Origin of the sequence: Actinomadura sp. KC06 (assembly GCF_004348735.1) — a bacterium.
Lineage (GTDB): Bacteria > Actinomycetota > Actinomycetes > Streptosporangiales > Streptosporangiaceae > Spirillospora.
This window is the reverse complement of sequence record NZ_SMKT01000012.1, coordinates 19,922-43,920: the sequence shown is the minus strand read 5'-3', so window position 1 is coordinate 43,920 and position 23,999 is coordinate 19,922. Positions and strand designations below refer to the sequence as shown.

19 protein-coding genes are annotated in these 23,999 nt (G+C 69.9%); 7 read left to right on the top strand and 12 right to left on the bottom strand.

Annotated elements, in window-relative coordinates; genetic code table 11:
• Window positions 1-46: 46 nt before the first annotated feature.
• Window positions 47-1,639, top strand: coding sequence for an SDR family oxidoreductase (locus E1287_RS06405; RefSeq protein WP_131963892.1), 1,593 nt, complete (start codon window positions 47-49; stop codon window positions 1,637-1,639).
• Between the two features lie 54 nt (window positions 1,640-1,693).
• On the opposite strand, the gene E1287_RS06400 is transcribed toward E1287_RS06405, so the two are convergent.
• The 6 genes from E1287_RS06400 to E1287_RS06375 are packed head-to-tail and all read right to left on the bottom strand — an operon-like array spanning window position 1,694 to window position 8,057.
• On the bottom strand, window positions 1,694-2,488 hold the full coding sequence (locus E1287_RS06400) for a purine-nucleoside phosphorylase (protein WP_131963891.1): 795 nt from the start codon (window positions 2,486-2,488) through the stop codon (window positions 1,694-1,696).
• Window positions 2,485-3,687 (bottom strand): amidohydrolase, encoded by a 1,203-nt coding sequence (locus tag E1287_RS06395; RefSeq protein WP_131963890.1) that lies wholly within the window; start codon window positions 3,685-3,687, stop codon window positions 2,485-2,487. Before E1287_RS06395 ends, E1287_RS06400 begins: the two co-directional genes overlap by 4 nt.
• Window positions 3,688-3,743: 56 nt before the next feature.
• Window positions 3,744-5,357, bottom strand: coding sequence for an ABC transporter permease subunit (locus E1287_RS06390; protein WP_131963889.1), 1,614 nt, complete (start codon window positions 5,355-5,357; stop codon window positions 3,744-3,746).
• Window positions 5,354-6,193 carry an ABC transporter ATP-binding protein gene (locus E1287_RS06385; protein WP_131963888.1) on the bottom strand — a complete coding sequence of 280 codons (840 nt, stop codon included), beginning with the start codon at window positions 6,191-6,193 and terminating at the stop codon, window positions 5,354-5,356. Before E1287_RS06385 ends, E1287_RS06390 begins: the two co-directional genes overlap by 4 nt.
• An 8-nt stretch (window positions 6,194-6,201) precedes the next feature.
• Window positions 6,202-7,254: an ABC transporter substrate-binding protein gene (locus E1287_RS06380; protein ID WP_131963887.1), complete on the bottom strand. Its 1,053-nt coding sequence runs from the start codon at window positions 7,252-7,254 to the stop codon at window positions 6,202-6,204.
• Between the two features lie 56 nt (window positions 7,255-7,310).
• On the bottom strand, window positions 7,311-8,057 hold the full coding sequence (locus E1287_RS06375) for an FCD domain-containing protein (RefSeq protein ID WP_131963886.1): 747 nt from the start codon (window positions 8,055-8,057) through the stop codon (window positions 7,311-7,313).
• Window positions 8,058-8,180: 123 nt separating this feature from the next.
• On the opposite strand from E1287_RS06375, the gene E1287_RS06370 reads away from it, so the two are divergent.
• The 4 genes from E1287_RS06370 to E1287_RS06350 all read left to right on the top strand — a co-directional run bounded on the left by E1287_RS06370 (window position 8,181) and on the right by E1287_RS06350 (window position 12,932).
• Complete coding sequence (locus E1287_RS06370; RefSeq protein WP_131963885.1) at window positions 8,181-8,963, top strand: nucleoside phosphorylase; 783 nt, start codon at window positions 8,181-8,183, stop codon at window positions 8,961-8,963.
• Between the two features lie 97 nt (window positions 8,964-9,060).
• A complete protein-coding gene (locus E1287_RS06365) occupies window positions 9,061-10,332 on the top strand; it encodes an MFS transporter (protein ID WP_131963884.1) in 1,272 nt (423 codons plus the stop codon).
• A 442-nt stretch (window positions 10,333-10,774) separates the two neighbouring features.
• Window positions 10,775-11,905 (top strand): DUF3500 domain-containing protein, encoded by a 1,131-nt coding sequence (locus E1287_RS06355; RefSeq protein ID WP_131963883.1) that lies wholly within the window; start codon window positions 10,775-10,777, stop codon window positions 11,903-11,905.
• Between the two features lie 400 nt (window positions 11,906-12,305).
• On the top strand, window positions 12,306-12,932 hold the full coding sequence (locus E1287_RS06350; RefSeq protein WP_207934050.1) for a hypothetical protein: 627 nt from the start codon (window positions 12,306-12,308) through the stop codon (window positions 12,930-12,932).
• Window positions 12,933-13,161: 229 nt separating this feature from the next.
• Here the strand turns inward: E1287_RS06350 and E1287_RS06345 are convergent, their stop codons facing one another.
• The 3 genes from E1287_RS06345 to E1287_RS06335 all read right to left on the bottom strand — a co-directional run bounded on the left by E1287_RS06345 (window position 13,162) and on the right by E1287_RS06335 (window position 17,925).
• The gene (locus E1287_RS06345) at window positions 13,162-13,380 is read right to left on the bottom strand and encodes a DUF397 domain-containing protein (RefSeq protein ID WP_131963930.1); all 219 of its coding nucleotides are present in this window, start codon (window positions 13,378-13,380) and stop codon (window positions 13,162-13,164) included.
• Window positions 13,380-16,049 carry a tetratricopeptide repeat protein gene (locus E1287_RS06340; RefSeq protein WP_131963882.1) on the bottom strand — a complete coding sequence of 890 codons (2,670 nt, stop codon included), beginning with the start codon at window positions 16,047-16,049 and terminating at the stop codon, window positions 13,380-13,382. Before E1287_RS06340 ends, E1287_RS06345 begins: the two co-directional genes overlap by 1 nt.
• A 931-nt stretch (window positions 16,050-16,980) precedes the next feature.
• Entirely contained in the window at window positions 16,981-17,925 is a 945-nt protein-coding gene (locus E1287_RS06335; RefSeq protein ID WP_207934049.1) for a LysR family transcriptional regulator, read from the bottom strand.
• 455 nt (window positions 17,926-18,380) lie between these two features.
• Here E1287_RS06335 and E1287_RS06330 point away from each other — a divergent pair, with 455 nt between their 5' ends.
• The gene (locus tag E1287_RS06330; protein WP_131963881.1) at window positions 18,381-18,719 is read left to right on the top strand and encodes a nuclear transport factor 2 family protein; all 339 of its coding nucleotides are present in this window, start codon (window positions 18,381-18,383) and stop codon (window positions 18,717-18,719) included.
• Between the two features lie 333 nt (window positions 18,720-19,052).
• Window positions 19,053-19,595, top strand: a complete 543-nt coding sequence (locus E1287_RS06325; protein WP_207934048.1) for a nuclear transport factor 2 family protein — start codon at window positions 19,053-19,055, stop codon at window positions 19,593-19,595.
• Between the two features lie 188 nt (window positions 19,596-19,783).
• Here the strand turns inward: E1287_RS06325 and E1287_RS06320 are convergent, their stop codons facing one another.
• The 3 genes from E1287_RS06320 to E1287_RS06310 form a co-directional block, all read right to left on the bottom strand.
• On the bottom strand, window positions 19,784-20,308 hold the full coding sequence (locus E1287_RS06320; RefSeq protein ID WP_131963880.1) for a hypothetical protein: 525 nt from the start codon (window positions 20,306-20,308) through the stop codon (window positions 19,784-19,786).
• A gap of 230 nt (window positions 20,309-20,538) precedes the next feature.
• On the bottom strand, window positions 20,539-23,136 hold the full coding sequence (locus tag E1287_RS06315; RefSeq protein ID WP_131963879.1) for an FtsX-like permease family protein: 2,598 nt from the start codon (window positions 23,134-23,136) through the stop codon (window positions 20,539-20,541).
• Between the two features lie 4 nt (window positions 23,137-23,140).
• Window positions 23,141-23,854, bottom strand: coding sequence for an ABC transporter ATP-binding protein (locus E1287_RS06310; RefSeq protein ID WP_131963927.1), 714 nt, complete (start codon window positions 23,852-23,854; stop codon window positions 23,141-23,143).
• Between the last annotated feature and the right edge of the window lie 145 nt (window positions 23,855-23,999).

Sequence of the window (23,999 nt, the reverse complement as noted above, 5' to 3'; positions counted from 1 at the left end):
CGGGACGGGTAGGCATGAGAAATACCTGGTCAACCCGGAGATGGACATGCCCGCAGAACCCGATCGACATGGCTTCGCCGTCCACCGCCCGGGCGGTGCACTCGGCGGCGACGCGATCGTCCTAGAAGGAACTCGCCAGGAGGCGGACGCGGGCGCCGCAGAGCAACGGTTGTGCCTGGTGACCGGCGCCAGTGGCTACATCGGCGGCCGGCTCGTGCCGGAGCTGCTGGACGCCGGCCACCGGGTGCGGTGCATGGCCCGCTCGGCCCGGCGGTTGCGTGATCACCCCTGGGCCGGACACGTGGAGATCGTCGAGGCCGATGCCACCGATTCCGCGTCCACCCGGCGCGCTCTGGACGGAGTCGACGTCGCCTATTACCTGATCCATGCGATCGGCGGCAAGGGCGGCTTCGCGGACGCCGACCGCCGGGCGGCGCGCACCTTCGCCGACGCGGCGCGGGAGGCGGAGATCGCGCGCCTGGTCTATCTCGGCGGCATGGACCCCGAGGAGGAACTGTCCCCGCACCTGCGGTCGCGTGCCGAGGTCGGCGAGATCATGCTCGGCAGCGGAGTCCCGGCGGTGTGGCTGCGGGCCGCTGTGATCATCGGCTCGGGTTCGGCGTCGTTCGAGATGCTGCGGTACCTGACCGAGCGGCTGCCGGTGATGGTCACGCCCCGGTGGGTCCACACGCGCATCCAGCCGATCGCGATCCGGGACGTGCTGCACTACCTGGTGGCCGCCGCCGACCTTCCCGCGGACGTGAACCGCGGGTTCGACATCGGCGGCCCGGACATCCTCACCTACGCCGACATGATGCGCCGCTACGCCGCCGAGGCCGGGCTCAGGCACCGGATCATCGTTCCGGTCCCGGTGCTGAGCCCGCAGCTGTCGAGCCTATGGGTGGGAGCCATCACCCCCGTGCCCGGCGGTCTCGCGCGCCCGCTGGTGGAATCGCTGCGCAACGAAGTGGTCTGCGCCGAGAACGACATCGCCGAGCATCTTCCTCCGCCGCCCGGAGGACCGGTCGGTTTCGAGCGTTCGGTGGCGTTGGCGCTGCGCCGGGTCCGCGAGGCCGACGTCGCCACGCGGTGGTCGTCGGCGAGCACACCGGGAGCGCCCAGCGACCCGCTGCCGACCGACCCGGACTGGGCGGGCGGCAGCCTCTACACCGACGAGCGATCCTGCCGGACGGACGCGACGCCCGAGCGGTTGTGGGAGGTCGTCGAAGGAATCGGCGGGGAACGCGGCTGGTATTCGTTCCCGATCGCCTGGCGCGTCCGCGGTGCCCTGGACCGGCTGGTCGGCGGCGTCGGGCTGCGACGCGGCCGCCGGGACCCGCGCCGGTTGCGCGTCGGGGAGACGGTGGACTTCTGGCGGGTGGAGGAGAACGAGACGGGACGGCTGCTGCGGTTGAGGGCGGAGATGCGGCTCCCCGGCCTCGCCTGGCTGGAGTTCGGCGTCCACCGGGACGGCTCCCACACCGTCCTCACGCAACGGGCCCTGTTCCACCCCAGAGGGCTGGCGGGCCACGCGTACTGGTGGACATTCCGGCCATTCCACGACCGAATCTTCGGAGGAATGTGCCAGGGCATAGCCCACACAGCCGAGCAACGCCGTCCAGAAGAAACAGACGACTAGCGCCGGTCCCCGCGACGAGTCGGAACGCCCGCAGGATGGCGCGGCGCAGGTCGCTCACAGTTTCGCCAGGACGGTGGCCAGGAGGGCGCCCATGCGTCCGGCGGAGGCGCGTCCGGTGGCCAGGACCTCTTCGTGGTCGAGGGGTTCGCCGGCCAGTCCGGCCGCGATGTTGGTGATCAGGGAGATGCCCAGCACGTCGGCGTCGCCGCGGCGGGCTTCGATGGTCTCCAGGACGGTGGACATGCCGATCAGGTCCGCGCCGAGGGTGCGCAGCATCCGGATCTCGGCGGGTGTCTCATAGGTCGGGCCGCGGAACGCCGCGTACACGCCTTCGGCCAGTGTCGGGTCGACCTCTTTGGCCAGGGTCCGCAGCCGTCCGGAGTAGGCCTCGGTCAGGTCCAGGAAGGTCGCGCCGGTGAGGGGGTTGGCGCCTGACAGGTTCAGGTGGTCGCAGATCAGCACCGGGTCGCCGACCTTCTGGTGTTCGGGCCGCAGGCCGCCTGCCGCGTTGGTGAGCACCATCGTCGTGACTCCGGCGGCCAGGGCGGTGCGGACGGGGTGGACGACCGCGTCGACGCCGTGTCCCTCGTACAGGTGCGTCCGGCCCAGGAACACCAGCGCCCGGCGCCCGGCGACCTCCACCACCCGCACCCGCCCCGCATGCCCTTCCGCGGCCGGTGGCGCGAAGCCCGGCAGCTCGGTGACCAGCACATCGGTAGACGGCTGGCCGAGGGCGTCGGCGGCCGGGACCCAGCCGGAACCCATCACCAAGGCGACGTCGAAGGAGTCGGCGGACGCGCGAGCGCGCAACTCGTCCGCGGCAGCCCGCGCCAGCGCGAACGCGTTCATGGGCGGACCAGGACGCCGGAGCGGGCGACGATCTTCCCGCGCTTCATGACGAGCGTCCGTTGCGGCGGGGCCACGACGATCTCGCCGATCGCCTCGCCCGGGAGGACGACGAGATCGGCGACGTCTCCGGGCTTGAGGTCGCACGGCGGGGCGCCGAGGACCTCGCGGCCGAGTGTCGTGCCCATGGTGACAGCGAACTCCAGGTCCTCGTCCCTGCGCCAGTAGCGCTTGTAGGCCATGAACATCGCCCTGGCGAGGATGTCGCCTTCGCCCCAAGGCGACCAGCGGCTGCGGGCGGAGTCGGAGCCGAGGCACATCCGCACGCCCATCGCGTGCAGGGCCTTGACGTCGGGCACCGGCAGGAGCCCGTGGACGCCGACGGCGACGGCGATGTCCGCGTCGGCGAGCACGGACGCCAGCCGCTCGAACTGCGGCGGCGTCGGTTCGGCCAGGCTGAACACGTCGCAGAGGCTGACCTTGCCCTGCATGCCCAGTGCCTTGACCCGCTCGGCGATCCGCTCGATGAGCCAGATGCCGAGCTCGCCGGACTCGTGCGCGTGGAAGTCCACCGGCACCTGGTACTTCTCGGCGAGGCCGAAGACGATGTCGAGCTGGCGTGCCGCGTCGCCGTCGACGCCGGCGGGGTCCAGCCCGCCGATCGCGTCGGCTCCGGCCCGCAAGGCTTGTTCGAGCAGTTCGGCGGTGCCGGGCTTCCGCAGGATGCCGAGCTGGGGAAACGCCACGATCTGCAGGTCCGTGAGATCGGCCATCTCCTCGCGCACCTGGAGCAGCCCGTGGACGCCGTCGAGCCCGATCTCCGGGGCCACGTCGGTGAAGGTCCTGATGGACGTCGAGCCGTAGGCGACGCACATGTCGAGGAAGGTGCGCGCCCGGGCGGCGACCGGCGTCGTGGTCTCCGCCCACTGTTGCAGCTGGTCGTCGAACATCTGCTCCATGGTGATCGGCTCCGACGTCCGCCGGACCCACGGCTCGCCCCACAGGCTCTTGTCGGCGTGGGCGTGGCCGTCGACGAAGCCCGGCAGGACGATCTGCCCGGCGAGGTCTTCGACGTGGTCGGCCGGGCCGAGGTCGGCCGGGGTCTCGGTGCCGACGGTGTGGATCTTCCCGTCGGCAATGGTGATGACCTGCGGGTCGCCGGCGCCGTTCACACGGACATTGGACAGGATGATTCTCGACATGATTCGCCTTCTCCTACGTCCCGGTGTCCGGGACCGTGAACGGTCGTGCCTTCCGATTACTCCAGGCGGCTGAGCGCGATGTCCTCCAGCGCGGCGGCCAGGCGGTAGGCCATGAGCGATGCCAGCAGCACGATGGCGACCCCGCCCCAGACGAAGTCGTAGTCCGACAGCGTCGCGGCGACGGTCATGGAGGCGCCCAGCCCGTAGCCGGTGGCGAGCCACTCCGCGACCATGGCCGCGCCGATCGACAGCGGCAGCGCGATCTTGACCGAGGCCAGCAGCGCCGGCAGCGCGTACGGGATGAGGAGCTTCGTCAGGTGGTGCCTGCGTCCCGCGCCGACCGCGGTGAGCAGATCCACGGCGCTGCGCGGGACCGCTCTCATGGCGAGCAGGACGTTGACGAGGATCGGGAAGAACGTCATCACCGCGATCAGGATCGTCACGGCGACGATCCCCCGCCCGAACATGAGGGCGAGGAGCGGCATCGCGGCCACGATCGGGATCGACCGGAGCGCGATCGAGACGGGCATCAGCACCCGTTCGATCACCGGGAACTCGTGCGCGACCACCGCCATCGCCACCGCGAGGACGAGCCCGACCAGGAAGCCGACGCCGGCGTCGCCGAGGGTGCGCAGCAGCGACGACAGCATGTACGGCAGCGGCTCCTCCGCCTCACCGGACGCGGTGACCAGCTGGGTGTCGCCGGTGGCGAAGTACGGTGCGACCTCCAGCGGGCCTCTCGCGACCTCGGTACCGCCCGGGACGACGAGGACCAGCAGCCACCAGCCGAGCACGACGCCCGCCAGCGTCCCGGCAGCGGCGAAGGCGGCGCGCAGCACCCGGGCGGCCCGGCGCGCGTCGCGTCGTCCGGGGCGGGCCGCCCGCGCGTCCAGGACGGTGTCCGCTGAGCGGGTCCACGGCAGGATCAGCCGCACGACCAGCGGCAGCGCCAGGAACGCCACGGCGGCCAGAAGCGAGGTCACGATCGCCAGGCCCCAGGCGCGGGGGACGTCGAACGCGCCCTGGGCCTGGATCATCGCGACGCCCAGCCCCTCCTCGCCGCCCATGTACTCCCCGATGATCGCGCCGAGGATGGCGCTGGGCGCCGCGACCTGGAGGCCGCCGACGAGGCTCGGGATCGCGGCGGGCAGCCGCACCTTGCGGATCACCGTCCATTCCGAACCGCCGGCGGCGCGGACCACGTCCACCGAGGTCCGGTCGACGCTGCCCAGGCCGAGGATGGCGGCGACCAGCGTTGTGAAGACCACGGCCTGGGCGGCGAGGATCACGCTCGGGACGTTGCCGCGGAAGGCGATCGCGAGCAGCGGGGCGATGGCGATGAGCGGCAGCGCGATCGCGCCGACCGCGACCCGCTCGAACAGCGCCTGGACGCGGGGGAACGGCAGCGTGCACAGGGCCAGCGCGATCGCAATGCCGTTGCCCCAGAGGTACCCCTGCAACGCGGACGACATGGTGACGGTCGCGTTCGGCACGTAGTAGCCGGCGTCGTCCCGCATCTGCGCGAGCACGTCGGCGGGCGGCGGCACCAGCGACCCGAGCCCGCCGAGCGACATCACCTGCCACGCGGCGCCCAGGACCGCGACCGTCAGGAGCGGCGGGACGACGTGCCGCAGGCCCGCCATGCGAGGCCGGACGGCGGCGGCGTTCATGGAGCGTTCCCGTTCTCACGGCTGGTGAACAGCTTCTCCGACAGCTCGTCGCAGAGCGCGTGGAACGCGGCGTCCTGCAGTATCTCGGGGGTGCGCGGCCTGGGCAGGTCGACGCGGACGACGTCGAGGATCGTTCCAGGACGCGGCGACATCAGGACGACGGTGTCCGAGAGCAGCACGGCCTCGGCGATGCCATGGGTCACCAGCACCGTGGTCGTGCCCCGCTCGGCCCAGATCCGCTGCAGCTCGAAGTTGAGCCGCTGCCGGGTCAGGTCGTCCAGCGCCCCGAACGGCTCGTCCAGCAGCAGGAGTTCGGGATCGGTGACCAGGGACCGGGCCAGCGACACCCGTTGGCGCATGCCTCCGGAGAGCTGCGACGGCCGCGCCTTCTCGAACCCCGTGAGGCCGACGAGCCGGATCAGGTCGGCGACCGCGGCGCCGTCGCGGTGACCGGCCACCTCCTGCGGGAGCCGGATGTTGGCCTCCACGCTCCGCCACGGCAGCAGGCCCGCGTCCTGGAACGCGATGCCGACGCCGTGCCCCTCGCGCAGCTCGCGCGGCGTCCGGCCGTGGACCGTGACGGTCCCGGCGGTGGGGGTCTCCAGGTCGGCCAGCATGCGCAGGACCGTGGACTTGCCGCACCCGGACGGCCCCAGCAGCCCGACGAACTCGCCGCGGCGCGACTCGAACGAGAACTCGCGCAGCGCCTCGACCGACGCCCCTTTCCCGGCGAACGTCTTCTTCAAGCCGCTCGTGCGAATCCCCGCCGAGTCCGGGACGCCGTCTGAGGCGGCGCGGGCCTTCTCGGTGTCCGGCAGTGTTCTCTCCTCCGGCATGGCGGGCCTCATCCCCCGAGCAGCTCGTTGGTGAAGAGCGACTTGTCGAGCTTGATCCCGATGCTGGTCAGGCTCGTGATCGTCTCCTCGATGAGCGCGTCCGACATCCAGAACAGGCCCTTGGCCCCGATGCCGGACCCGTCGCCCTTGACGTAGGGCGCGATGGCGGCGAGCGACTTGGCCTGCTCGTCGAGCTTCAGCCCGAGCTTGGCGCCGTACCTCTTGATGATCACGTCGGCGGCGTGCTTCTGGTCGCGCAGCGCCGCCTCCCAGCCCAGCCTGCTGGCGGTCATGAACTTGCGGGCGCGCTCGCGGGCGGCGGGGTCGTCCAGCGTCTTCTGGGACGCGAAGAAGACGCTCTGCATCCGGTTGAACCCGAAGTCGGCCAGCGGCATCACGTGCGTCTTGACCCCGCGGAGCGCCAGCGACACCGGCTGGTTGGACGCGAATCCCCAGATCGCGTCCACCTCGCGGGCCGCGAGCGGCGCGGGATCGAACTGGATCGGCACCAGCTTCACCTTGCTGACGTCGACGCCGTTGCGCTTCATGAACACCAGGGCCGTGTTCTTCCCGGCCAGGGTGATGCCGAGCTTCTTGCCCTCGATCTCCTTCGGGTTCCTGACCGGACGGTCGGCGAGCGAGATCCAGGACTCGGGGCTCTTCAGCAGCCCGGCACCGACGATCTTCAGCTTCGAGCCACGGGCGACGGCGGTGGCGACGTTCTCCGGGATCGCCTCGACGCCGAGGTCGACGCGGTTCGTCGTGACCATGGGGACGACCGCGGAGTTCGGCCCGCCCGGCAGGACCTCGACGTCGAGTCCCTGCTTGGTGTAGAGCCCGTCCTCGGCCCCGACGAAGATGCCCGCGTACTCCGCGTTGGGAATCCAGGCGAGCTTCACCGTGAACCGGCCCTTGCCGGAGTCGCCGCCGCCGGCGGCGCTGGAACCGCATGCGGCCAGCCACGGGACGGCCGAGCCGGCCGCCACCACGGCCGCGCTCCGGCCCGCGACCCGGAGGAAGGACCGCCGGCCAAGGCCGGGCGGCGCGCAGAAGTGAGTCATTCGTGCTCCCGAAAGAGTCGTCGTCGTGATCGCTGTGTTGAGGAAGGGGTAGCGCTCTACGCGAGGTCGTTTTCCGCGAGCAGCGTGTGGATGACGTGAGCGTTTCCGCTGTTGGCGAAGTGCTCCGTCTCACGGATCATTCCGTCGAGATGCACGACCATGAGCCGCTCGGCGCCGTCGGCATCCCGGTCCGAGATGCTCGCGACGATGTCGCGGTGCTCCTGGTCCCACCGAAGCAGTGCATCCTGCTTGATTCCGATCATGATGAGCAGTCGTTCGAGCACGTCGAGGCGCTCGTCGAACAGGGTGGTGCTGATGGCCTGGATCTGCTTGTTGTGCGAGGACTGGCCGATCATCTTGTGAAAGGCGAGCCGCTCCCGCCAGCGCGCCTCGCCGCTCGTCTCGACCATCTCCCGGAGGCGGGTGAGCTCCTCCGGGCGCGCCCGGAGCGCGGCGGCCCGCGCGGCCTCGCGCTCGATCCCCCGCCGCCCGATCAGGTGGTCGATCAGGTCGTGGACGTCGCGCAGCGCGAGGGCGTCGGCGAAGGACGACTCCCGGCGGCTGTCCAGCCGCTGGTTGGCCGCGACGCGGCTCCCCTCCTCGGTGAGGATCCGCCCCTTCTTCCCCAGGGACAGGGTGAGGGACCGCTCGTCGAGGTCGTTGAGCAGCCGGCTGACGGTCGACTCGCTGACGTCGAAGCCGCGTCCGCGCAGGTGCCGGGTGGCCGCCCGCGCCCCTACGGGGCCTTCCTGGACGTTCATGAACGCCAGAAGCGCGGACTCCATCGCCGGCGTGTACCGCACGGGCGCCTCCTCGTCGTCAGGCCGTGCCGGAACCGTAGGTGCCTTGTCCGCGTATGTCAATAGTGACGAACGTAGTTGGGTTATGACACTCTATGGCCGCAATTGACACACGGAGGTAACTGGATGAACGGCGACAAGCTGGCCCACCACCTGCACCTTCGCGCCCGGGACGTGGGACGGTACGCCCTCCTGCCCGGCAACCCCGACCAGGTGGCCTCGATCGCCGCGCTCCTCGATGATCCCGAGTTCGTCGTCCGCAACCGCGAGTTCGAGACCTGGCGCGGCACGGCCGGCGGCGCGACCGTCATCGTGACCTCCACCGGCGTCGGCGGACCGTCCACCGCCCTGGCCGTGGAAGAGCTGGCCGCGCTCGGGGTCGACACGATGATCCGGGTCGGCGTGTCGGGCTCGATGCGGCCCGAGACCCGCAACGGCGAGCTGGCCGTCCTCACCGCGGCGATCCGCGACGAGGGCACCACCAGGCAGTACCTGCCGGTCGAGTTCCCGGCGGTCGCGGACATCGACGTGGTGCTCGCGCTGCGCGCTGCCGCGGACCGCGCGGGCGTCCCGTACACGTGCGGACCCGCGCACACCAAGGACTCCTACTACGGCGAGACGGAACCGGAGCGGATGCCGCTGGCGGCCGCGCTGACCGAGCGTTTCGAGGCATGGCGCCGAGGCGGGGCCGTCTGCTCGGAGATGGAGACCGCCGCCGTGTTCATCGTCGGCACCGTGCTCAAGGTGCGCACGGGCGGCGTCGTGATGATGTGGAGCCAGGACGCCATCGACACCGGCACCGCCCCCTCCGCCGCCCCGCTGTTCGCCACCGCCGTCGACGCGGTGCGCGCGCTCATCGCGGCGAGCGCACGGTCCGGCACGTCCGCGCAGCCGACCCTCGGGGCGTGATGAACCCGGACGACGGATCCACCGCGAGACGCCGGGGCTCCCAGGCACACACCGCGTTCCGCGCGGCGCCGGGCACCCCTGGTGAACGGGACGCGACGTGACCAGGAACGGCCAGGCCACCGGGGCGGCACCCGCTCGCGGCGCGCTCAGGCGACCGCTGGTGGTGCTGGTCGCCGTCGTCCTCGTCGCCGTGAACCTCCGTGTCGCGGTGACGAGCCTCGGCGCCGTTCTCGACCAGGCCCGCGCCGATCTCGCGATGTCCACGCTCGCCACGTCGACCGCGGCGACCCTGCCGGTCGCGTGCTTCGGCGGCATCGCCCTGGTGACGCCCCTGCTCATCCGGCGGGTGGGCGCGCAGGCCGGGCTCGCCCTCGCGCTCGGACTGCTCCTGGCCGGGCAGCTGGTCCGTGTCGGCGGCGAGGCCGCGCTCCTCGCCGGCACCTTCGTCGCCTGCGCCGGCATCGCGGTGGGCAACGTGCTGATCCCCGTGATCGTCAAGATCGAGTTCCCGGCCCGCGCCGGCGAGGTCACCGGCGCCTACAGTGCCGCCATGTCCGCCGGGGCCGCGATCGGCGCCGCCGCGACCGTGCCGATCGGGGACGCCGCCGGCGGCTGGCGGGGCGGCCTCGCGGCCTGGTCCGTCCTCGCCGCCGCCGCTCTGGCGATCTGGCTGCCCCAGCTGCGCCGGAGCCGCACCCCGGCCGGATCCCGCGCGTCGATGACGGCCATGATGCGCAGTCCGGTCGCCTGGGCGGTCACCCTCCTGTTCGCGACGCAGTCCGTCCTCGCCTTCGTCGTCATGGCCTGGCTGCCGACCATCTACATCGACGCCGGCTTCGCACCGGGCGAGGCCGGCACCCTCCTGGCCGCCGCGCTCCTCGTCGGCGTACCGGTGTACTTCGTCGTCCCGGTCCTGGCCGCACGGCTACGGCGGCAGGGAGCCCTCGGCGCGGGGATGACCGCCGTCCAGATCGTCGGCCTGGCCGGCCTCCTGCTCCGTCCGGAGTCGGTCCCCTGGCTCTGGGCGGTGCTCATCGGCATCGGCGGCGGCGTGTTCCCACTGACCCTGGCGCTGTTCAGCATGCGAACCCGCACCGCGACGGACACCGCCGCCCTGTCGGCGATGGCGCAGAGCGCCGGCTACCTCCTCGCCGCACTCGGTCCGTTCACCGTCGGCGTGCTGCGGGACGTCACCGGTTCCTGGACCACGCCGGTATCGGTCCTCATGGCGATATGCGTCGTCCAGGCGGCCCTGTCCTTCAGCGCAGGAAAGCCCCGCCTCGTAGGAAGGCCGAGGACGGCGACCTCCCACGATCACGATTCACTCCAAGCGGCGAACCAACAGTCCTCAGGCACCCCCACCTCGTGACAGGCGCGCGGGCGAACGACCGAGCCCACACCGTGACGATGCGTCGCCTTCCCGGTCTTATTTGTCGGCTGGCGCGTACACCAGTTCGAGGACTCCGGACGGGAAGGCCGTGCTTTTCACCAGGCGCAGGTTGACGGGCTGATCCAATTTCCGCATCCGTGCCTCCCTGTATTTCCTCCCGCGCCGGGACGGTCCCAGCTCCTCACCGATCGGCGTCAAACGCTCGATCAGCTCGTGCTCAGTGGTGATCACTCCACACTCAGACCGCCGGTTCCCCCAAAATTCATCGCGCTCCGCGCCACCACCCTGATCTGCTGCTCATTAGGGCGGTCGGGCGCCTTTCCCCGCGGCCGGTAGTGAACGTCCAGGCCGGCGTTCCTTGCTCAAGCCCTCCGGCTACGCTGGGGCTCAAGCCACGACGCCTTGATCGTCAGCTGCCAGAATGGCCCGCTGGACCGGGGGTTGTGCAGGCTTTGAGAGCGGGGGATGGACAGTGGACGAGTTGGCGCGGACTGCTCCTGAGACCGCACGTGCGATGGCCGAAGCCGCAGCCGCCCTCCTTGCGGCGCTGACCGAGGCGCAGCGCGACAAGGTCGGTTTCGACTTCGCCGATGAGGCTCAGCGGCGCGACTGGTCGTTCCTGCCCGCCAGGCAACGCGACGGCTTGCCGATCGGCGCGCTGGACGAGGCGCAACGCAAGCTCGCGCACGAGTTGATCGTGTCCGGTACCAGCATGCCCGGCTACGCCAAGGTCGTCTCGGTGATCGCCATGGAGCATGTGCTCCGCGCGCTGACCGCCGCGAGACGTCCGGCGAGCGCGGACCTGTTCGACCCGGGACGGTACTGCTTCAAGGTGTTCGGCCGTCCCGGCGACACCGGCGCGTGGGGATGGCAGCTCGCCGGGCACCATGTTTCGCTCAACTTCACGGTGGTGGACGGACGTTACGTGTCTCCCACCCCGTCGTTGCTCGGCTCGCAGCCGGCGACCTTCGGGACACTCGCCCCGCTCGCCGATGACGAGGAGGCCGGCTTCCGCTTCGTCAATTCCCTCGACCCCGCGCAACGCGCCACCGCGATCATCCACCATCGACCGCCGCCGGATCTGGCGACCCGCATCACACCCAAGATCGGTCACGTCGAGCGGCCGGATCCGGTGTTCGCGCCCGAGCCCGACTACGTGATCAGCGAGGCCGAGCGCGACATCCTCAGCTACGTGCGCGACGACCCCCGCGGGCTGCCCGGAGACGCGCTGCGCGAGGACCAGCTCGGCGACCTGTTCGCCATCGTCGAAGCCTTCGCCGGACGGCTGCCATCGGACGCGGCGGCAGCGCAGCTCCACAAAATCGAGCGTGCCGGCCTGCATAACCTGGTGTTCGCCTGGGCCGGCGGCACATCACCCGGAGACCGGCACTACTTCCGTATCCAAGGACCGGTCCTGCTGATCGAACACGACAACTCTCAAAACAACGGCGCCCACATCCACTCGGTCTGGCGCAACCCCGCGGATGACTTCGGCGACGACATCTTGGCCGACCATTACCGCCAGCACCACATGACCCCTGAGAACCGGTAGTACCGCCCAGACACCAGCAAGCCCATACCGACTGGCTCCACCTCGTCGGCGGCGTGGCCGGAATCGTCGCCTTGGCCACCGCACTGTTCGCGGCCGCCGCCATGCGTCCCGCCGACACATCGTCGACGACCAGCACGACCCTCCAACGCTGTTGAACGCTCGCGGCCGCCTGGTGAGGTAAGCCCTAACGGGATCTCGGCGCTGCCAGCGTGACCCTCGATCGAACTCGTCCGCCAGTGGTGACCGGCGGTTCCTCGGCCGGTCAGCTGTGGCGAGGCGCGGCACTGTGCCCAAGCCGCGGAGGTCGGCGGCTCATTCGGTCGAGGTGGCCGTTCGGGTCATCGTTCCTGCTCGGGCGGCCTCCTGCAGCTCGCTTAGCATGACCTATTGGGTCCCCCGCATGAAGTTGCAGGACGAGAGGCGCATCACCCGGGAGGGAACTGTGCTGTTCAAGCGAGAGGTCCTTGAGGGGATCGCAGGCGGACGGATCGACCGGGTGTTCCGGGTGTGGGCCGAGCCCCGGGCCCGCGCCGGGAGCACCCAGCGCACCTGGGCGGGGATCATCGTCATCGACTCGGTCACGGCCGTCACCCCCGAGGAGATCACCGAGGAGGACGCCCTGCGCTCGGGCTTCAAAAGCCGCGCGGCGCTGCTCACCGCCCTGTCCAAGAGCACCAAGCAGGGCGGCTACCACCGCGTCATGCTCCATCTGGGCGGCCCCGATCCCAGAGCGGAGCTGGCCGGCAACGCCGACCTGACCGACCAGGAACTGGCCGACCTCAAAGCCGCCCTGGACGCCATCGACACCCGCAGCCGCCGCGGCCCCTGGACCCGCGAGGTCCTGCGCCTCATCGAGGAACACCCCGGCCTGCGCGCCATGGACCTGGCCGAACGCCTGGACCGCGACAAACTCCCGTTCAAAGCCGACGTCCGCCGCCTCAAATCCCTCGGCCTAACCGAAAGCCTGGAGACCGGATACCGCCTCTCCCCACGCGGCAAGGCCCTAATGGCCTACCTCGGCCCTTAACCGAACGATCCATCCCGGGGGTCCTGCCTCAGCCCCAACATCCTCTCCCGCCGCAGCTCGCGCAGCTCTGCCGATGACCCAGGGGCCGCATGCCAGAGAGGCCATGGATCTCGGTGAGGCGGGGAAGCGTTCACAAGGGCACGGTCATCGTGTCGGGCGAGTGCAGGACCGTTGCCGCTTCCTTTTCGGGCACCTTCATATTCGATGTCGGTGGTCCTGTGCAGCCGTTTCAGGGTAGAGGCAGGTCGTGCTCTCCGGAGCAGATGGAGTGGATGAAGTGTCGGAGGTCTTTGACGGCGAGTGTGATCATAACCTGGTCCGGGTCCTTGCTGTCGCTGATGGCGCAGCTGTTTCCGATTCGGGCAACACGCACGCAGTCTTCGAATTCTTGAGATCTGCTGCTCTTTCGCCAGGAGACGTGAGTCAGCTCATCTCGACTATTCTCCATCATCGCACCTTTCTCGGAATGTCGATAGCAGCCAGCTTGGTGCGCACTTTTGCTGCCTGCGAAGTGTCAACGTCGGTAAAGATGGCGAGTGCCTCTTGGAGGCATTGCCGCGCCGCTTCAAGGTGGCCGGCATCGAGATGGACCTCTCCCAGGCCGACGAGGGCGTACCCGGTCTGCCTTCGATGTCCTCTATCGCGCAGGATATCGAGTGCCTCCCGGTAATGGTGGGCGGCATCATCGTATCGCTGAAGCTCTCGGTAAACCTTCCCGATGCGGCGCAGCGCCGACGCCCGGCCTTCGTGGTTTCCGGTTGATCGGAGGATCACCGCCGCCCGCCGGTTGCAGTCGATCGCATCGTCGAGCCGTCCCTGTCTCTGGTAGGCCTCGCCGATGTTGGACAAGGCGATCCCTTCCCCACGGCGATCAGATATGTCACGGAAGACCTGTAGCGCCAACTGAAGGTGGTTCACTGCCACATCGAGTTCACCGAGTTCGGTACGGGCCACGCCGAGGCTGTTGTGGCAGAAGCCTTCAATTCGGCGGTCGTCGGACTCGCGATTGAATCTCAACGATCTCTCATACAATTCGATGGCTTCGCGATAGCGGCCGAACTCGCGATGCCACACCCCGTCATGGAGCAGCATGACGGCCTGCGCACCCGCGTCATCGAGACGCTGGGCAGCGACGCCACCCGTGTGCAGCACCGTGAGCCAATCGTCTGGATACCACCACATGTGGAGAAAGGCGATCAACGTGTGCGCGAGTTTCCAGGTGATGGCGTGGCGGCCGCTCTCCGCGGCGTGCCGGACAGCGGCGACGAGATTATGCCTTTCCGCGTCGAACCACGCCAGTGCCAGGTCACGATGGGCGAATTCCAATGGCGATGGTCCTTCGGTGTTCGATTGGTCGAGATCGATCCGGTGACCGTGTGGGAGCAGGACGTCATGCGCGGCTCCGGCCGTGTGCAGATACCAGGTGAGCAGGCGTCCCACAGCGGTGTCGCGGGTGGTGTGAGTGTCGTCGTGATCGGCGCGCTCAGCCGCGTAGACGCGAAGCAGATCGTGGAATCGGTAACGGTCCCGTCCGCTGTGTTCCAGCAGGTGCTGGCCGGTCAGCGTGTCGAGGACGGTCCGCGTGCGGGAGACGGAGAGGCCGAGCAAGGCCGCGGCGGCGTTGAGCGCGATGTCGGGTCCGGCGTGGAGACCCAGCAGGCGAAAGGCCCTGGCAGCGTCGTCGGGCAGCCTCCGGTACGACCAGGAGAAGACCGCTCGTATTGCGGTGGTCTCGTCGTCTGTCGCCAGCATGTCCAACCGGGCACTCTCATCGGCGAGTTCCTCGATCAGGTCTGCCAGCTTGAGGTGCGGATGGCCTGCCGCGCGGTCGGCGGCGATGCGCAATGCCAGCGGGAGGTACGCGCACCGCTGCGCGAGTTCCTGCGCCTCGTCCGGTTCGGCGTCCACCCGTGGGGCGCCGATGGTCCGTCGCAGCAGGTGTACTGCCTGATCGACCGGCAGGACGTCGAGGGGAAGCCGGTGGGCCCCTTCGCGTGTGGTCAGCCCCGACAGGCGGCTGCGGCTGGTGATCAGCGCGAGGCAACCGGGAACGCCCGGTAGCAGCGGCCGGACCTGGTCGGCACTGCCGGCATTGTCCAGCACCACCAGTATCCGGCGTCCCGCCAGCATGGACCGGAACAGCGCCGCCCGGGATTGCAGATCGAGAGGGATCTTGGTGGTGGGTACGTCCAGCGCTCGCAGGAAGCCGTCCAGGGCCTCCAGCGGACTGAGCGGGTCGCCCGGATCATAGCCACGCAGGTTGACGAATAGCTGCCCGTCGGGGAAGCGTTCCCGGACACGCTGCGCCCAGTGCACCGCCAGGGTCGTCTTGCCCACGCCCGCACCGCCGGCTATCGCGGAGATCACCACCGCCTCGCACGCGCCATCGCGGCCCGGCAGCGCGTCCAAGGCCGCCAGGTCGGCCTCCCGGCCGACGAACACCGGGGTGGCGGCGGGCAACTGCCGCGGGACGGGCCATTCCCGCGCCTGCGGAGGTGCGGGCGGTTCCGCCATGGACGTCTCATCGGGCGGATAGGGATCATCGGGCCGGCATATCCACGCGCTGGTCCGGGTTTCCTTCACCACGATCGGCACCTGCCGATACGAGCTGGACGCGCTGCCCGGCGTGTGCCGGATGACCTCGTCGAAGAACCACTGCGAAGCGACCATGGCGAGTGTGCCGGACGAGTCGGCAAGCGCCAGCTTGAGCGGCGCGGCCTCCAGCAGCCGAAAGGCGAGGTTGATGGCGGTGCCCGTGACGCCGTGATCGTCGTGGTGGATCTCCCCGGCGTGCAGCGCCAACCGCAGCCGGATCCGTGCCCGTTCGTCATGCTCGTGGTTGTGCTGGGCCAGCGCCGTGACCAGCTCCTGCGGGACACCGGCGACGAGAAGGTCCTTGGGGACGTCCGGCGGCACGAGGATCAACGCCCCATCGCCGCGATCCTCGTGGTAGCAGTGCCGCAAGGCGACTCCCGCTCGGGCGAACGCCTGGTCGAGCGCCCGGTAGAGGCCTTTGCGCACCGCAATCTGGTGCGGGTGAGTGCGCCGCCGATCGGTGAACTCCTCCACGTCGACGCAGACGATCGCCCGGTGCACCGCAGGTGCCAGTGCCTTCATCTTCTCGGCTCCTCACCGATGCGCCGCAGCAGCGCTGTAGGTCGCCTCGCGCTGCCCACGTCACCTCCACCACACCCGAACGGCCGCACGTCCGCAAGCCGTGTCCCACGCCCGGCGCCCAACTCGGGACGAGGCGCGCTCACTTTAATCACGATCGCGTCCGAGATCGTGGGGGACGCAACAGGACGCGGCGGCTGCGGCGCGGCTGTTGCCCAGGGGCCACCGATCAGCCGGTGATCACCAAGACCTTTTTCCTCGGCTCCTAACACGGTTGAGCGTCACCCGATCGCCGTTCCGCCGTGGCTGACCCCCATCGCCGCTGGGACAGTGATCGTGGCGGGCAGCGCGGGCTGGGTGTGGCTCTACACGCTAAACGTGGCTGCAGCCTGGCTACTGCTGCCCGCCGCACCGGTGTGTGCCGCGATCGCGTGGTTGGTCCTGACCTATTTCACTGATCCCAAGGTGGCAGGCGTGGTTGTGGCGCTGGTGGCAGTGTGGGTGGCGTCCGCGGCGATCCCAGGGGTTGTTCAGGACCGCAGTTCGGACAGGGCGGCTTCCACCTGCCTCACGCGAAGCACTGGTCCGCCGACGCAGGCTCTGCCGATGCCACCTCGTGCGAGCGCGCCGGTCGCCGAGGTCGTGCCGGCCGCTGGAACTGCCGGGTGGACGGTCCGGATTAGGGCCTCCGGCTATCTGCCCGGCGAGCAGGTACGTATCGAATATCTGCGGGGTCCGGGTCTGACCGTGTACGGGTCCATGTCGCCCCAGTACCAGACAGTTACCGCATCAAGAACCGCGCCTGGGCCGCGTCTCCGCAGCCAGCCACAACGACGACCAATAGCGACAGCAACGACCAACAACATCAATGGTGAACTGATTCTCCGGACTGCGTTCATAACGGTGTTAGAGCCCGTCGGGCGGCACCACCGTGTCAACCGCCGATCCTGCGGGCTTCCCCGGGGATCGGATCGCGGGTCGAGTCGGACGTGGGTTCCCTGGACAGGTGCCTGACCACGGAGGCGAAGTCGGCGACGGATTGGTTGGTGGTGTTCACCGGCCAGCAGAGGGCGATGCGCAGCGGTGGGACGTCGTCCACGGGCACCCAGGCCAGATCCGGACGGCTGTAGTGCAGTGTCATCGACTCGGGGCTGATGCAGATCGCCCGGCCGGAGGCCACGTGTTCGAGCATCTCCTCGACGTTGTCGTTCTCCGGTCCCCACAGCGGCTCCCGTCCGTCGGGACGCGGGTTCACCGCCCACCAGTCGACCCAGTCCCGCGGCGCCCGCCGGGTCCAGACGATCGGCTCGTCGTTCAGCTCCAGGATCGAGATCGTGTCCCGTCCGGCCAGCGGATGTCCGGTGGCCAGCCCGGCCATCCGCCGCTCGACGGCCACGACCTCGGTGTGCAATCCGGTGGTGTGGGCGGGCAGCCAGACGAAGGCGACGTCGACCAGGCCTTCGTGCAGCGCCATCACCTCCCCGCCCCACTCGAAGCGCTTGGGCTCGACGGAGGAATCGGGGTGCCGCCGCATGAACTCGGTGTAAGCCTGGGTGGCCATCGTCCCGGCACCCGAAGCCTCGAATCCGACTCGCAGGATTCGGGACCTGGCCGCCGCCACGACGCGTGCGGTGCGCTGGGCCGCCTGCCAGTCGGCGATGAGCTGCCGCGCTAGCGGGAGGAGCGCCTCGCCCGCAGCGGTCAGCAGGACCTCGCGACCGGTCCGCTCGAACAGCGGCGTGCGGAGGTCCTCTTCAAGCTGGCGGATCCTTCGGCTCAGCGCGGGCTGGGAGACGAAGAGCCGTTCGGAGGCGCGGGTGAAGTTCAGTTGTTCGGCGAGTTCGATGAAATACCGCAGGGATCGCGTGTCCACGTCCATGCGCAGGCCTCCCTGACCCAAGGGCTGATCTAGGCGTCAACTGTATGGGCATGGGTCTCATACTCCCTTGCCATCTCGGGTGAGACGCCAGCCCTTGGGCCACCATGCGCTTTTTGCATAGGCAAAGGTCTTGGACTCGCGCGGGGAGCCCGCGCTTTGCTGAGCCCAGCGGACGTCCTTCGGCAGCGGAGACCTCCCCTCGGCCCGCGGAGGCCCTGCGCTCGCAGGGCCGGGGGCACAGCGTCCACTCGTCGGCCGGGAAGCGAAGGAAAGAAAATGGCAGGGTTGGAGATTTTGTCATGCGTTTTCGTAGGCACATCGGCTTCGCAATGGTGGCGGCGGTACTGCTCACAGGTTGCGGTGGCGCGGGGGATACCGGCGGTTCGCCGGAAAATTCCGCAGGCACCGGCACAGAGGCGGGCGCCTCGGATTCTCTTCGGGCGTCCACCGTCGCCGTGCCCGTCGACAAGGCGGAGGCCGAACGGGTCGCGCGCCGCTTCCTGGACGCCGCCAACGCGGGGGACGCGAAAGGGGTCGAGGCCACCTTCGCGGAGAACGCCCGATTCGACAGCGCAGGCCGCGTCTACCCGTCGCGCGCCGACATCATGAATCGCTTCCTCATTCCCGAAGTACTCGACGTCGGCGGCCGCTACAAGCCCACCGGGAGCCGCTGGGACGGCGACCGGTACGTCGTGAACTACGACTTCAAGACGGGCGGGGGCGGTGGCGAGAGCTTCTCCTACGCATTCCTGATCCAGGACGGGCTGATCCGCGATGTTGTGGGCCGCTACTGAGCGGCTGGTATGCGGCGCGGAAAGTCCGCGGTCTATGGAGAGCCAATGGTGACAGCTCACTCGCGACCGGAGCTCATGTGACCTCTGAACTCACTCCCGGCAGGGGGACGTCTTCGGCGTCGTCGTCATGAGCGTGGGTCAGGGGCTGGCATTCGCCGCCATGAGGGCCGCGTCCCTCACCGGGGTACCGCACAGGCTCGTCACGGCGTCGCCTGCGCTCTAAACGTCACCGCGCAGCAACTCGGCGTTGGGCGCACTGGCCATCGCCGTCTTTCCCTCCGACCACCACATGAGCGGGACAAGCGCTGTCCCCATTTCCGAAAGGAGTTCCTCTTGAGCGAGATCTCTCGCGCGAGCCTGTTGCGCGCCGCCGGCGTCACCGCGGCGGCCGCGGCCGCCGCGACCATCGCGGGCCCCGAACCGGCCGCGGCGGCGCCCGTCGGCAAGCCTCGCGAGCATCCGAACGTCACCCTGATCCGCAAGTATTACGACGCCTACGGAAAAGGCGATCTCCAAGCGCTGCGCACGAGGTTCTTCGCCCGGGACATCACCTGGACCATCCCCGGACACCATCCCCTGGCCGGCACGAAAGAGGGTCCGGACGAGGTGCTGGCCTTCTTCAAGGCGCTCGGCCGGGCGGGCTTCAAGGCCGAGACGATCTTCCTGGCCGCGGACGGCGACTGGGTGGTCGACCTGCACCGCGGGTGGAGCACGAAGCCCAAGGGACTGGACATCACCTGGGCGCTGGCCTTCCGCGTCGAGGAGGGCCGTATCGCCGAGGCGATCAACTACCCCGGCGACCAGCACGCGGCGGATGCCTATTTCTGGAAGGTCTTCGCGCTGGCCGACCTACCGGACCGGCTCCACTCTCAATAGATGACCGCGGATCTGCAGATGGTCGGTCTCGAACGTCACGCTCGGCTCTTTCGCCCGATGCCGTCCGGAGACGGCATCGGGCTGATGACGTGCGTGCGAGGACTGTCTCGGCGGTGGCCTGCGGGTATCGTGCGGGCGGCGTCAAGGCGCCTGTGTGCCCGGACGAGTGCGCACGTACGGGCAGGCTGCTACGGCCGGGTGACGACCGACGCTTCGGGGATGAGGAGGAATGCGTGGTAGAAGTTGAACTCGCCGTCCCAGGCGCGGTCCAGGTGGATCTCGGCGTCTCGGTTGGGAAGGTTCCCGCCTGTGGCCATGGCGAAGTTGGTGCCGCGCAGCCGTAGCGCGCGTACCACCGGGTGGTTCGGGTTGTCGGGCAGGCCCGGGATGGGGACGGGCTCCCAGAGGCCGGCATTGTTTTCGTTCATCCGCAGGGTCACCACCGCGTCGGCTTTCGCCACGTCCCCCCGGATCCCGAGGTATCGCTGGTTGGGCTGGGACCGGATGTAGTAAGCCCCGGGGCGGTCCCGCGCGGGCTCGAACACCCAGTAGACCGATGCATTGTTGGGCCAGGGGTCCACCCAGTAGGTCTGAAGTTCGTCGTTGTCGCTGGTCTCGGCATCGCTGATGCCATCGGGCATGAGGTAGGCGTTGATCACCTTGTGCACGATCAAGACCTTGCCGGTCGGGATGGCATTGGTGTGGTCGGGCATGGCCTCTCCTGGGGGTCGGGAGCATCCACCCAATCCCATGCCCTCACTTAGAGGGATCGACTGATTGCAGAGAGTAGATAGTTGGGAGATTTTCGAGGGGTAGGCCCTCCGCTCGATCGCCGCCGCGACGACCTCCTGCGCACCGCTTGATGTGGGGCTGCTCATCCATCGGCGAAGCTCCGGCGTTACGCGCGACCTGACGCTGCCGGCCGCTGGCCGTGTGCTGGGGCCTACTCGGCCTTGGTGGCTTCCAGGACGGGTATGGCGGCGGCCCGACGTGCGGGGAGGGCCGAGGTGGCCAGCGTCGCCGCTGCCGCACCTGCCGTCAGTATCGGGACCAGCCACCACGGCGGGTCCGGGCGCAGGAAGGAACTTCCCGTCGCCAGGTGCAGAAGAGTCAGTGTTCCCATGGCGATCACGAGGCCGAGGATCGTGCCGAGGACGACCACGGTCGCCGCCTCCCACCGGACGATCGAGCGGATCTGCCTCATGGTCGTGCCCACGGCGCCCAGGAGCCCGAACTCCCGCGTGCGTTCGGTGACGCTCATCGACACCGTGGTCGCCATGCCGAACAGTGCCAGCAGCAGCGCCATGCCGACGAAGCTGTACGTCGCCCGTAGTGGACGGGTGAGGGAGCTGGACGCGGCGTCCACGTAGGCGTCACGGTCGAGGACCCGCACGCCCGGCACTCCGGCCACCGCGCGCTCGAGGTCCTCGGGGGAGCCGCCTCGCACCAGGACGGCCTGGGTCGCCGCGTTGGCGTCCAGCCGGTCCATCGTCGCGGGCGCCGCGAGCGCCTGTTCGGCGAACAGGTGGGACGGGTCGTGGTAGACGGCCGCCACCGTGAGGGTGACGCGGCCCTGAGCGCCACGGACGACGATCTCCTCGCCGCGGCGCAGCCCTCGCTCCTTCATGACGGTCGACGACAGCGCGATCTGGCCGGGACGCAGCGTGGGCGGCCGTCCGCCCAGCCGCAGGACGTCGCGCAACCCGGCCTGCTCGGCGCCGCTGACGAGGAAGTAGAACGGCTCGGGTTCCTCGTCCGGTTCGAGCCGGTTCGATGGGGGCGAGACCAGCTTGACCTCGGTCTGCGTGAGAGCGGTCGCCTGCGACACCTCCGGCGCGGCCGTCACCAGGGTTGCGACGTCCCGGGGCAGCGGCGCGGGCGCGCCCTCGGTGGTCCTGGCGGTCGAGGTGATCGCGTGCTCGGCCGCCATCACCTCCCGTCCCGCGTCCCGGAACCGGTCGTGCACCGACAGCGTGACCAGCGCCACGGACGCGACCAGCGCGACCCCCAGCATCAGCGACGAGGCGGCCGAGGAGACCCGGCGCGGGCTGCGGGTGATGGTGGCATGCGCCAGCCGCCCGGTCTCGCCGCCTACCAGCGTGCCGAGGCGGCCGACCAGGCCGCCCAGCGGCCTGACGAAGAACGGGGTGAGGACGGCCAGGCCGGTCACGGCGAGCAGCGCACCGAAGACGACCATCAGCGAGACCCCGAACGTGCGGTCGGGGCCGGGCGGATCGCCGGTGCGGATCGCGGCCGCCACCGCCCACCAGAAGCCCGCACCGGCGAAGATCGCGAACGCGGCCAGCAGCCGCGGCCGGCGATGTTCCGGGGTCTCGGTGACGGTGCTGCGCAGCGCCTGGACCGGCGAGACGCCCGCGGCGCGGCGGGCCGCCCGCCACGCGGCGGCCTGGGTGACCAGGATCCCGGCCGCGGCAGGGACGGCGAGCGCGACCCAGCCGAACTGGGCGCCCGCGGCCGAGACGTCGAAGCCGTCCCGCGCGAACAGCCGGGTGATCAGCGCGGACACCGGATAGCCTGCGGCGACCCCGCCCGCCGAGGCGACGGCGCCCAGCACCAGCGCCTCCAGCCGGATGAGCCGCTTGATCTGCCGGGGCGTGGCGCCGATCGCCCCGAGCAGCGCGAGCCGCCGGGTGCGCTGCCGGACCAGCGTCCCGAACGTGTTGGCCACCACGAACAGTCCGACGAAGATCGCCACCGAGGCGAGCATGCCGATGACGCCGGCGATCGAGGCGCCCTCGCCCTCCGCGGCTGCGCTCTGCACGCGCCGTACGGACTCCGCGGTGCGGACCGTGGCCGCGCCGCCCAACTCCCGGGCCAGGTCACCGCGCAGCCGTTCGGGGGGCACGCCCGGGGCGGCCTTCACCCAGACGCTCTGCCAGGTGCCGGGGGGCAGCATGGCGGCGCGCTGGACGGTCTCGGGCGGGGCCAGCACCAGGTCACCGGCCGCCACCGCGTCACGATCCTGCACGCTGACGACCCCGGAGATCCGCACTCGTTGCGTCTGGCGGGGCAGCGTCAACGTCAACGTGTCGCCGACCTTCGCCTTCCCGGCGCGCGACATGTGCCGGACGATCGCCACCTCACCCTCGACGGGGGAGCGCCCTGCCTCGAGCCGGTAGGGACTGAGCCGCGGGTCGGGCACCCATGGACGCAGCAGCGTGCGACCCTCGGCCGACGCCGTGATCGCCCTTCCGTCGGGAAGGGCGGCCGTCACCGTGACCGTGGCGTCCCCGGCGACGGCCGCCACTCCGGGCCGGGGCGCGATGCGGTCCGTGCGGATCCGGCCGTTGGACGGCGCGTACGGGTCGTCCGGGTCGACCGTTCCGCCCTGCACGAGAACGTCCGCGCGGAAGTACTCGCTCGCGTCGCTGCCCGACACCGCCTCCTGCGCACGCAGGGCGAACTGCAGCGAGCCCGCGATGAGCGCGATCGAGCCCAGCGCCGCCAGCAGCGTGGCGGTCAACCGCGGCCAGCCTTCGGCGGACGAACGGCGCGCGATGAGCCACATGGCGTTTCCCATGGCGTCAGCCCTCCAGCTTGCGCATGCGGGCGTGCACGGCGTCGATGGTGGGCGCGGGCAGCTCGTCGACGATCGTCCCGTCGGCCAGGAACAGCACCCTGTCGGCGTGCGCGGCGGCCACCGGGTCGTGCGTCACCATGATCACTGTCTGCCGGTAGGAGTCGACGGCGGAGCGCAGGAAGCCGAGCACCTCGGCGCCCGAACGCGAATCGAGGTTGCCGGTGGGCTCGTCGGCGAACAGCACTTCGGGACGCGTCAGCAGTGCGCGCGCCACCGCGACCCGCTGCTGTTGCCCGCCCGACAACTCGCTCGGGCGGTGCCGCAGCCGCTCCCGCAGGTCCAGCGCGTCCACGATCGTGTCGAACCATCCCTGCTCGGCGTGGCGGTCCGCCAGCCGTCCGGTGAGCCGGATGTTCTCTTCGGCGGTCAGCATCGGCAGCAGGTTGAACGACTGGAAGACGAAGCCCATCCGGTCGCGGCGCAGCTGGGTGCGCCGGGTCCGCGACAGGCCGGTGAGCTCGATCTCGCCGAGGACGACGGTGCCGGAGGTCACGGTGTCCAGCCCGGCCAGGCAGTGCAGGAAGGTCGACTTCCCCGACCCGGACGGTCCCATGATCGCGGTGAACTGACCCCGGGTGAACGTCGCCGAGACCTCCCGCAGCGCGGTGACCGCGCCGTCGCCGGAGCCATAGGTCTTCAGCACGGCGGTGGCCACCATGACATGGTCTTGGACCCGCGCGCCGGGGAAAGCCCCGATCACCGGTGCGGTCCGGTGGGTCGGATCGGGCATGGACCTCTCCCCATCGATCGCCGAATCCTAGCTCTAGTCGAGATAGTCTCATCTGAGACTATACAGGGTGATC

Bases quoted from the DNA above. Each gene is read 5' to 3' on its own strand.
- E1287_RS06405 (WP_131963892.1), top strand. From the start codon at position 47: ATGCCCGCAGAACCCGATCGACATGGCTTCGCCGTCCACCGCCCGGGC.
- E1287_RS06400 (WP_131963891.1), bottom strand. From the start codon at position 2,488: ATGAACGCGTTCGCGCTGGCGCGGGCTGCCGCGGACGAGTTGCGCGCT.
- E1287_RS06395 (WP_131963890.1), bottom strand. From the start codon at position 3,687: ATGTCGAGAATCATCCTGTCCAATGTCCGTGTGAACGGCGCCGGCGAC.
- E1287_RS06390 (WP_131963889.1), bottom strand. From the start codon at position 5,357: ATGAACGCCGCCGCCGTCCGGCCTCGCATGGCGGGCCTGCGGCACGTC.
- E1287_RS06385 (WP_131963888.1), bottom strand. From the start codon at position 6,193: ATGCCGGAGGAGAGAACACTGCCGGACACCGAGAAGGCCCGCGCCGCC.
- E1287_RS06380 (WP_131963887.1), bottom strand. From the start codon at position 7,254: ATGACTCACTTCTGCGCGCCGCCCGGCCTTGGCCGGCGGTCCTTCCTC.
- E1287_RS06370 (WP_131963885.1), top strand. From the start codon at position 8,181: ATGAACGGCGACAAGCTGGCCCACCACCTGCACCTTCGCGCCCGGGAC.
- E1287_RS06355 (WP_131963883.1), top strand. From the start codon at position 10,775: ATGGCCCGCTGGACCGGGGGTTGTGCAGGCTTTGAGAGCGGGGGATGG.
- E1287_RS06350 (WP_207934050.1), top strand. From the start codon at position 12,306: ATGAAGTTGCAGGACGAGAGGCGCATCACCCGGGAGGGAACTGTGCTG.
- E1287_RS06345 (WP_131963930.1), bottom strand. From the start codon at position 13,380: ATGGAGAATAGTCGAGATGAGCTGACTCACGTCTCCTGGCGAAAGAGC.
- E1287_RS06340 (WP_131963882.1), bottom strand. From the start codon at position 16,049: ATGAAGGCACTGGCACCTGCGGTGCACCGGGCGATCGTCTGCGTCGAC.
- E1287_RS06335 (WP_207934049.1), bottom strand. From the start codon at position 17,925: ATGGACGTGGACACGCGATCCCTGCGGTATTTCATCGAACTCGCCGAA.
- E1287_RS06320 (WP_131963880.1), bottom strand. From the start codon at position 20,308: ATGCCCGACCACACCAATGCCATCCCGACCGGCAAGGTCTTGATCGTG.
- E1287_RS06315 (WP_131963879.1), bottom strand. From the start codon at position 23,136: ATGGGAAACGCCATGTGGCTCATCGCGCGCCGTTCGTCCGCCGAAGGC.
- E1287_RS06310 (WP_131963927.1), bottom strand. From the start codon at position 23,854: ATGGTGGCCACCGCCGTGCTGAAGACCTATGGCTCCGGCGACGGCGCG.